Consider the following 9,508-nt stretch of genomic DNA (forward strand, 5'->3'; position numbering starts at 1 on the left):
GAAGAGGCCTGGGCGGGCGACATCATCGGCATCCCGAACCACGGGCAACTCCGCATCGGCGACGCGCTGACGGAAGGCGAGGCTTTGCGGTTCACCGGCATCCCCAGTTTCGCGCCCGAACTGCTGCAATCGGTTCGTGCAGGTGATCCCCTGAAAGCGAAACATCTGGAAAAGGCGCTGATGCAGTTTGCCGAAGAGGGTGCCGCGAAGGTCTTCAAGCCCTCCATCGGCTCGGGCTTTATCGTCGGCGTGGTCGGGGCTTTGCAATTCGAGGTGCTGGCCAGCCGGATCGAGCTGGAATACTCGCTGCCTGTGCGGTTCGAATACTCGCAGTTCACCTCCGCCCGCTGGGTGACGGGGCCGAAATCGGATGTCGACAAGTTCGTCAATGCGAACAAGGGCCATATTGCCCATGACCATGACGGCGACATCGTGTATCTCACCCGACTGCAATGGGATATCGACCGGATCACCCGGGACCACCCCGAGCTGACGCTGAGTGCCACGAAAGAGATGATGATCTGATCCAACCGTCCGTAAGGTGGGTTTAAACCCACCTTACCTGTCAGTTCATCCGCTTTGTGCATCCCGTTCCGGCATCTCAGTAAGGTGGGTTTAAACCCACCTTACGCGCGTCTTCATCCGCTGATCCGCTGCCTGCGAAGCGCATCTCGACGTGCCCCACCCGGCCCGAGGCGATCTCGCGCGAGATGTGGAAGCGGACCCGCCAGTCGCGCAGGCGGCGTGCGAAGCTACGTTGCTGATCGTCGGATCGTTGCCCGCCGATATCCGACCCGAACTGACTGGCATCGTGCAGAACCGGCGCCGGGTTGAGAAAGCCGGGACGCAGCAGCCGGAACCCCATCGCCGCCTCGCGCCCGAAAAGCGCGTGATCGACCGGCACCTTCAGCCGCCGGAAGCGGTCATTCATCAGCCGTGCGCCCTCGGGCGTGATGACATAGCCGCAGGTTCCGAGGAAGGATGCGTGCATCCGATAAAGCCGCATCTCGTCCAGAACTGGCCCGATCGCCTCGCCCGCCGGAAAGCGGCGGCTTTTTTGCGGGCCGGGCCAGAATTCGAGCTTCAGCACGCCCATGTCATGCCGCCGCATAAGCCCCGCGAGATCGCAGGACATGAGCCTTCTGAAAACATCCGACAGGATCGCGTCATCCTCCAGCACCACGGCGGGCCGCCCGGCTTCGGCGATCTGTCGCCAGAGGCGCTGATGGGTCAGGGAGCAGGCAATATCGCCGCGTGTCGCCGGGAAAGCCCGCGCCTTAAGCCCCCGCCCGAAAGCGGGACGCAGTTCACGCCCGTCACCGGCATCAATCGCCTCGACCCGTTTCCAGTCCAACCCCAACCGGCCAAGCTGCGCCGCGATGCTGGCCAGCCGGTCAGGCCGCCGCGCAAGATTGATGACATGGATATCCAAGGCCAGCCTCTTTGTCCCTGCGGCCACCCTACCGACCCGTTATCGCCCCGGCAATTGACCTGATGCGCGATTTGCAGTAGGGCCCTTTCACCCACATCCGGTGGGTACCTGCCGGGGCGCCCGGAATTCGCGTCCCTTACCCTGCGGTCCGACACCGCAACATATGGACGCTGATGACAAAATTTACCGACCTGAAGCTGGACCCCAAGGTCCTCAAAGCCATTGCCGAAGCCGGCTTTGAAACCCCGACCCCGATCCAGGCTGGCGCGATCCCGCCCGCACTTGAGGGCAAGGATGTGCTGGGTATCGCCCAGACCGGGACCGGCAAGACCGCGTCCTTCACCCTGCCGATGATCACGCTGCTGGGCCGTGGCCGGGCGCGGGCGCGGATGCCGCGCTCCCTTGTGCTCGCGCCGACGCGGGAACTCGCCGCCCAGGTGGCCGAGAATTTCGACATCTATTCCAAACACACCAAGCTTACGAAAGCGCTTCTGATCGGCGGCGTCAGCTTTGGCGAACAGGACAAGCTGATCGACCGGGGCGTCGATGTGCTGATCGCCACGCCGGGCCGCCTGCTCGACCATTTCGAACGCGGCAAGCTTCTGTTGACCGGCGTGCAGATCATGGTGGTGGATGAGGCCGACCGGATGCTCGACATGGGCTTCATCCCGGATATCGAGCGTATCTTCCAGCTGACGCCCTTCACCCGCCAGACGCTGTTTTTCAGTGCCACGATGGCACCCGAGATTGAACGGATCACCAATACGTTCCTGCATGCCCCCGCCAAGATCGAGGTGGCGCGTCAGGCGACGACATCCGAGACGATCGAGCAGCGGCTTCTCGAAATCACGCCCGCCCGCAAGGACCAGAGCGCCAAGGCCAAGCGCGAACTCTTGCGCGCGGTGATCGAGGCGGAGGGTGCGGCCTGCACCAATGCGATCCTCTTTTGCAACCGCAAGACCGAGGTCGATATCCTCGCCAAGTCGCTGAAGAAATACGGCTTTGACGCGGCCCCGATCCATGGCGATCTGGATCAGAGCCAGCGGATGAAGACGCTCGACGGGTTCCGCGACGGCTCGCTTCGTTTCCTCGTCGCCTCGGACGTGGCGGCGCGGGGGCTCGACATCCCCGCCGTCTCCCATGTCTTCAACTTCGACGTGCCCTCCCATGCCGAGGATTATGTCCACCGCATCGGCCGCACCGGCCGCGCCGGTCGCAAGGGGGTTGCCGTCACGATCGCCACGCCGGGCGACAAGAAATACCTTGATGCGATCGAAGCGCTGGTCAAGAACCCGCTGCCGCGCGTCGAGGCACCCGAAGGCTTTGCCCTGTCCGAGGCGGCGCAGCGTGCGCCGCGCAAGGATGACAGCAAGGACAAGGGCCGTGGTGGGCGCAGCCCCCGTGACCGTGACGACCGCAAGCGTCGCCCGGTGAAGCCGCATGGCGAAGAGGCACCCATGGCGCCCCTGGAAACCTCGGCCCCCGTCGCCAGGCCCGAACCGAAGGAAGAGGTCCGGGCCGAGCGCAAGGCCGAGCCAAAGCCCGAACGCAAGGCCGAGCCCCGGCAGGACAAACGCGATGACCGTCGCGACACCCGCAAAGGTGGCGGACGCCGCGAGGATCGCGATTCGCCGGTCGTCGGCATGGGCGATCACGTTCCCGATTTCCTGGTACGCGGGCTGAAGTCCGAACAGGCCTGAACCTCAGTCGATGTAACTGTCGGCCCGTCGCCCTGCCCGTTCGTGATGAATGGGCAGCGTTCGACCATAAAGCTGCAATGTGCGTTCCGGTGCACCGACCATGCCCGGCTCCTCGACATAGGAAAAGATCGCCACATAGCGGCGGCGCGGCCCCTTGAGGGGGGCTACCCGGTGCAGCGAATAACGCCCCCGGAAGATCTGCAGATCGCCGGGTTCAAGGTTCAGCACCTTCACCTTGTCGGATGTACCGTCCAGCACCCGCGCCACCTCATCGAAATTCTCGTCCCCCTTGCGTATGCGCGGCGCATATTCGAAGGCACCACCCCTTTCCGCGTTCTGGATCGCCAGCGTCACGGTGAAATTGTTGGTGTCGAAATGCCAGGGAAAGCCTGCCCCCTCTTCGGCCATGTTGACGATCACATCGGCGAGCGGGTCGGCATAGCGGTGAAAGCGATCTTCCTGCAGGCAGTCCTGAATGAAGCGGTCGAAACCCGCGCCGTCATGGATTGTCCGCAAGGGGCCGTCCTGCGCAAAGTTGTCGGCCGGGATGAAGGCGTTCGAGCGGTCGAAGAACCGGCGTTTCGGGTGGTCCTCGGGCAGGGTCGGGTCGTCTTTGGTAAAATAGGCATTGGTGCGGTTGAAGCTGCGATGGCCCTTTTCGGCGACGCCCTCCGCCTCTGCCGCCAATGCGGTGATCCCGGCGGGGGTGAGGAAGCCCTTGACCACAGCGCAACCGTCGCGATCAAGCTCCGCCCGCACCCGCGCCACCAGAGCGTCGCGGCCCGGACCCGGCTGATGGATCGGGTGGTGTTCAAGGTCGATCAGATCATGCGCGCCATGGGGCATCGGGTCCTCCGGGGTATTCCCTGATGAGACCCGGCACCGAGCCATCCGTCTTGCCACTTTTCGACGTCGCCTATGTCGGATTTCGTCGCGACCGGGCCTGCGCCGGATCACCCGGCCCGGACCAGGACAGCAGCAAAGGCCCGCGTTACTCCGCGATCAGGCGGCTGGTGACGACGGTGACTTCGGGCTTTTTGCCGATCTCTTCCATCGCGACCTGCCTGACGATGCGCTTGACCGCTTCGGTGACCTTGTCGTCGTCGCGCAGGACCTTGTCGGCGGCCTTGTCGAAATACTCGTTCAGATCGGTCTCGATCAGATCGACGAGCGGCTGACCGCTCTTGGTCAGTTCCGAGATGCCCATCACCTCGACCCAGACTTCACCCAGGGGCTGATCTTCCTCATCAAGGATCAGGGTCGCCAGCACATGGCCGTTCAGCCCCATGCGGATGCGGTCACGTACGACGCCGTCCATCGCCCCGATCATGACCGACCCGTCAAGATAGATGCGGCCCGCCTCGATATATTCGACGACCTTCGGTTCATCGCCAGTCAGATCGACCACGGTGCCGTTGGTCGCGAGTTCCGCCGCCATCCCCTTGGAGATGCCGATCTTGCAATGTTCGCGCAGGTGGCGGTGTTCGCCGTGCATCGGCAGCAGGATCTTCGGGCGCAGCAACTCATGCACCGCCTCAAGATCCGGCCGGTTGGCATGGCCTGAAACGTGATAGAGCCCGTTCCGGTCATCGACCACATCGACACCCATTTCCGAAAACGCGTTCATCACCCGGATCACGCCGCGTTCATTGCCGGGGATGGTTTTCGAGGAAAATAGGAAGGTATCGCCCTCTTTCATCTCCAGCCCCAGATATTTGCCGCGCGCAAGCTGGGCCGAAGCCGCCCGGCGTTCGCCCTGTGATCCGGTGACGATCAGCATGAGGTTGCCACGCGGCACCTCCACCGCCTCTTCGGGCTGGATGATCGCCGGAAAGTCGGTCAGCACCCCGGTTTCAACCGCTGCCGTGATCATCTTCTTCATCGCCCGGCCCAGCATGCAGACCGACCGGCCTGCCGCAGTCCCCGCCTCGGCCAGCGTCTTCAGCCGCGCCACGTTGGAAGCAAAGGTGGTCGCGACCACCATACCGTCCAGACCAGCGATCAACTCGGTCAGCGGCTCGGCCAGGGTCGCCTCGGACCGGCCCGGCTGGGGGGAAAAGACATTGGTCGAATCGCAGGTCAGCACCTTGACCCCATCACCTTCCTTGGCAATGGCGTGCCATTCCTCGGGGTTGAACGGTTCGCCGACGATCGGTGTGCCGTCCAGCTTGAAATCGCCGGTATGGACAACCCGCCCCGCCGGTGTGTCGATGACCAGAGCCGAGCTTTCGGGGATCGAATGGCTGACCGGTACGAACTGCACCCGGAACGGGCCCACCTCGACCACTTCGGGGCGGGGTTTGACCACCTTGATCACGTCGAGGGGGTTGCCCCTCTCCTCCATCTTCAGCGTGGCGAGTGCCGCGGTGAAGGCACGGGCATAGACCGGGGCCTTGATCTGCGGCCAGAGATGGCCAAGTGCGCCAAGATGGTCCTCATGCGCATGGGTGATAAAGATCGCCTCAACCCGGGCCGCATTCTCGGCCAGCCATGCGGTGTCGGCCATGATCAGGTCGACGCCCGGCGTCGTATCCATGTCGGGGAAGGTCACGCCCAGATCGACGACGATCAGCCGTTCCTGATCGGCGGGGCCATAGCCATAGACATAGGCGTTCATGCCAATCTCGCCAGCGCCGCCAAGCGGCAGATAGATCAGGCGGTCTTTCGTGCTCATATGGTCCCCAGTTCCTTATTGTGGCGGTGGATCAGTACCAGCCCGTGCAATGTCAGGTCATCCTCGACACTATCGAAGATATCGGTGCCCTGATCAAACAGCGGCGCGAGGCCGCCTGTCGCGATAACTTTCATCGGCCGTTCCCGTTCGATCCGTATCTGACGGACGATGCCTTCAACAAGGCCGACATAGCCCCAGTAGATGCCCGATTGCATACAGGCAACCGTATTTGTGCCGATGGCGGTCTGCGGTTTGGTCACATCGACATGCGGCAAGGCGGCGGCGGACATGTGCAGGGCCTCAAGCGAGGTATTGACGCCCGGTGAGATCACGCCGCCGATATAGGCGCCATCGGTATCGACCACGTCAAAGGTCGTCGCGGTGCCGAAATCGACAATGATGATATCACCGCCATGGCGGTCAAAGCCTGAAGCCGTATTGACGAGCCGGTCGGGGCCGACGGTCGTGCCCTGATCAACCCGCGCCGCGACCGGCAGCGCGCATTCGGGCTTGCCGACGACGAGCGGGCGGCATTTGAAATAGCGATCGCAAAGGACGCGCAGGTTGAAGACCACACGCGGCACGGTCGAGGAGATGACGCAGGCGTCAATATCGACCGGGACCTTGTGATGCTGCATCAGGGTCGAGAACCAGACATAGTACTGGTCCGCCGTGCGCTGATGTTCGGTCGCGGTGCGGAGCGTGCAGCGGAACTCTTTCCCGTCCCAGACGGAAAAGACGGTATTGGTATTGCCACAATCGATGCAAAGAAGCATGGGCGGGCCTTTCAGAAAAAGACGTCGGCAGCGGGGATGTGCCGCCTGCCTTGGGATGTGGCAAGGACCAGTTCGCCATCCTCGGCGATGGTTTCGAACGTGCCCTCAACGGTTTCACCCGGCAGGCGCGCCTTGATCACCTGGCCAAGCCGTGCCGCGCGGGCCAGCCAGGCGGTGCGGACCGGGCCGAAGCCGTAGGTTACCAGTTGCGCCTCCCACCGGGCGAAGGCGTTCGCGAGGAAGGGCAGGAACTCTTCGGGGGCAATGCAGATGCCGGTTTCGCCCTGAACCGAGACCGGGGGCAGCGCGCCTTCCTCCACCGCCTCTTTCGGCGGGGCGGCGATCAGGTTGACGCCGATGCCGATGGCAAGGTGGCTGACCTGCCCGGCAGCCCCTGCGCTTTCCAGAAGGATGCCCGCGACCTTGCCGCCATTCAGCAGCACATCGTTCGGCCATTTGAGTGTGATCGTCGCACCCGGCCCGCAGACGGTTTCCAGCGCGTCAGCCAGAGCCAGTGCCGCCACGAAGCTGCGAAGCGCGGCCTTCGCCGGATCACCATTTGGCCGCATGACCAACGTCGCCGCGAAATTGCCCTCGGGGCTGACCCAGGCCCGGCCCCGCCGCCCCCGCGCCGAGGTCTGACGGCGGGCGAGGATCCAGGTCGGCTGGGTCAGACCGGGCGCGAGCCTTTGCGCCTCGGAATTGGTGCTGTCGACCTCACCCAGAACATGCCGGGCCACACCGTCGGGCCAGGCCGATGGATCAGACCGCTCAGCGGACAAGGGTCTCGGCCGCTGCCGCCGCCGCGCCTTCAACGCCCATCAGATTGACGACGCCCAGAACCATGATCAGTGCCGAGGCCATCAGGAGCAGCCATTGAGACGGCACCATGCGGTTGTCGAGCGGATCGGTCTCGGTCCCGAAATACATGTAGTAAACGATGCGCAGGTAGTAGAAGGCGCCGATGACAGAGGCCACCGCACCGGCCAGCGCCAGAAGAACCATATCGGCATTCACCGCCGCCAGCAGCACACCGTATTTCGCGAAAAAGCCCAGCATCGGCGGCACACCGGCAAGGCTGAACAATAGGACCAGCATCGCCAACGCCTTGACCGGCGCCTGCTTGGAATAAAGGTTCAGCGCGTCGATATCGGTGACAGGCGTCCCGTCGCGTTCCATCGAGAGAATGAAGGCGAAGGTGCCCACATTCATCGTCACATAGACCGCCATATAGATCAGCATCGCCTGCACACCGGCCTGCGTGCCCGCAGCCAGCCCCACCAGCGCAAAGCCCATATGGGCGATCGAGGAATATGCCATCAGCCGCTTGATGTTGCGCTGACCGATCGCGGCGATGGCGCCGACGAACATCGACAGGGCCGCGATCAGGGCGATCACCTGGCTCCAGTCGCTGACCGCCGCCCCGAACGCGTCATGCACAAGCCGCGCGAAGAGCGCCATTGCCGCAACCTTAGGGGCCGTTGCGAAGAAGGCGGTGACCGGCGTGGGCGAGCCTTCATAAACATCCGGCGTCCACATATGGAACGGCACGGCGGATACCTTGAAGGCAAGGCCGGTGATCATGAAGACCAGACCGAACAGCAGACCGACAGAGACATGGCCGCCGTGAATGGTCTCGATAATCCCGGCGAAAAGCGTGGTGCCGGTGAAGCCATAGGTCAGCGAGGCACCGTAAAGCAGAAGACCCGACGAGAGAGCCCCAAGGACAAAGTATTTCAGCCCGGCTTCCGTCGATTTCACCGAGTCACGGCGCAAAGACGCCACGACATAGAGCGACAGTGACTGCAGTTCGAGCCCCATATAGAGCGACATCAGATCGCCCGCCGAGACCATCACCATCATGCCGACGACGGCAAAGGCCACCAGCAGCGGGAATTCGAACCGGGCAAGGCCGCGGCGCGCCATGTAGTCCTGGCTCATCGCCAGTACGGCGGCGGCGGAAAGAAGCACCGTCACCTTGGCATAACGTGAAAACGCGTCGTCGTTGAACATGCCGCCAAAGGCCATCACATCGCCCGGCGCCGAGAGGCCGATCCAGGCGGCAATGGCGACAAAGACGCCGGCCGTCGCCCAGGTCAGCGTGCCGGTCAGCTCGTCCTTGCCGGTATAGACCGCCCCGATCAGCGCGGCCATGGCATAGAGAACCAGAACCACTTCGGGCAGGATGGCGGAGAAATCAGCGGAAATCATCGCGGGTCAATCCTTCAGTGGCTGGCCACCTGCATCCCCGCATCGGCGGGAATGGCGGCGTGGTAGTCGGAGACAAGGGCTTCGACCGAGGGGCCGATCATATCGGTCACAAGGCTCGGATAGACGCCCAGAAGCAGGGTCATGGCGATCAGCGGCGCAAAGATCGCCTTTTCACGGGTTGTCATGTCGGTGATCGTCTTCAGGCTTTCCTTGATCAGGTCGCCAAAGACGACCCGGCGGTAGAGCCAGAGCGCATAGGCCGCCGACAGGATCACACCCGAGGTCGCCACAAGCGCCACCCAGGTATTGACCTGGAAGATGCCCATCAGCGTCAGGAATTCACCAACGAAACCGGACGTGCCCGGCAGGCCGACATTGGCCATGGTGAAGAACATAAAGATCAGCGCATAGGCGGGCATCCGGTTCACAAGGCCGCCATAGGCGTCAATCTCACGGGTATGCATGCGGTCATAGATGACGCCGACACAAAGGAAGAGCGCGCCGGAGATGAAGCCATGGCTCAGCATCTGGAAGATGGCCCCATCGATGCCCTGCTGGTTCGCGGCAAAGATGCCCATCGTGACGTAGCCCATATGCGCGACCGAGGAATAGGCGATCAGCTTTTTCATGTCGGACTGCGCCAGCGCCACCAGCGAGGTGTAGACGATGGCGATGGCTGACATCCAGAGGACAAGGCCCGCAAGCAGGTCCGAGG

Annotated in this window: 8 protein-coding genes and 1 pseudogene; 2 read left to right on the forward strand and 7 right to left on the reverse strand. The window is 63.2% G+C overall.

The features are described from left to right. Positions 1 to 525, forward strand: a pseudogene (gene prfC / locus WBB85_RS19285) (peptide chain release factor 3); the annotation flags it as partial. A gap of 76 nt (positions 526 to 601) precedes the next feature. Here the strand turns inward: prfC and WBB85_RS19290 are convergent. Continuing rightward, positions 602 to 1,432, reverse strand: coding sequence for a glycosyltransferase family 25 protein (locus tag WBB85_RS19290; protein ID WP_432640212.1), 831 nt, complete (start codon positions 1,430 to 1,432; stop codon positions 602 to 604). Positions 1,433 to 1,605: 173 nt separating this feature from the next. Between WBB85_RS19290 and WBB85_RS19295 the strand changes: the two genes are divergently transcribed. After that, entirely contained in the window at positions 1,606 to 3,132 is a 1,527-nt protein-coding gene (locus WBB85_RS19295) for a DEAD/DEAH box helicase (RefSeq protein WP_432640213.1), read from the forward strand. Between the two features lie 3 nt (positions 3,133 to 3,135). On the opposite strand, the gene WBB85_RS19300 is transcribed toward WBB85_RS19295, so the two are convergent. The 6 genes from WBB85_RS19300 to WBB85_RS19325 all read right to left on the reverse strand — a co-directional run. Next, positions 3,136 to 3,978: a HalD/BesD family halogenase gene (locus WBB85_RS19300; protein WP_432640214.1), complete on the reverse strand. Its 843-nt coding sequence runs from the start codon at positions 3,976 to 3,978 to the stop codon at positions 3,136 to 3,138. A 145-nt stretch (positions 3,979 to 4,123) separates the two neighbouring features. Further along, the gene (locus WBB85_RS19305; protein ID WP_432640215.1) at positions 4,124 to 5,806 is read right to left on the reverse strand and encodes a ribonuclease J; all 1,683 of its coding nucleotides are present in this window, start codon (positions 5,804 to 5,806) and stop codon (positions 4,124 to 4,126) included. Beyond that, positions 5,803 to 6,582, reverse strand: coding sequence for a type III pantothenate kinase (locus WBB85_RS19310; RefSeq protein ID WP_432640216.1), 780 nt, complete (start codon positions 6,580 to 6,582; stop codon positions 5,803 to 5,805). Before WBB85_RS19310 ends, WBB85_RS19305 begins: the two co-directional genes overlap by 4 nt. A gap of 11 nt (positions 6,583 to 6,593) precedes the next feature. Continuing rightward, positions 6,594 to 7,364 (reverse strand): biotin--[acetyl-CoA-carboxylase] ligase, encoded by a 771-nt coding sequence (locus tag WBB85_RS19315; RefSeq protein ID WP_432640217.1) that lies wholly within the window; start codon positions 7,362 to 7,364, stop codon positions 6,594 to 6,596. Then, positions 7,354 to 8,793 (reverse strand): NADH-quinone oxidoreductase subunit NuoN, encoded by a 1,440-nt coding sequence (nuoN, locus tag WBB85_RS19320; RefSeq protein WP_432640218.1) that lies wholly within the window; start codon positions 8,791 to 8,793, stop codon positions 7,354 to 7,356. Before nuoN ends, WBB85_RS19315 begins: the two co-directional genes overlap by 11 nt. A gap of 14 nt (positions 8,794 to 8,807) precedes the next feature. Further along, positions 8,808 to 9,508: NADH-quinone oxidoreductase subunit M (locus WBB85_RS19325; protein ID WP_432640219.1), on the reverse strand; the 701-nt coding region annotated here is incomplete at its 5' end.

The organism is Albidovulum sp. (assembly GCF_049646345.1).
GTDB lineage: Bacteria > Pseudomonadota > Alphaproteobacteria > Rhodobacterales > Rhodobacteraceae > Albidovulum.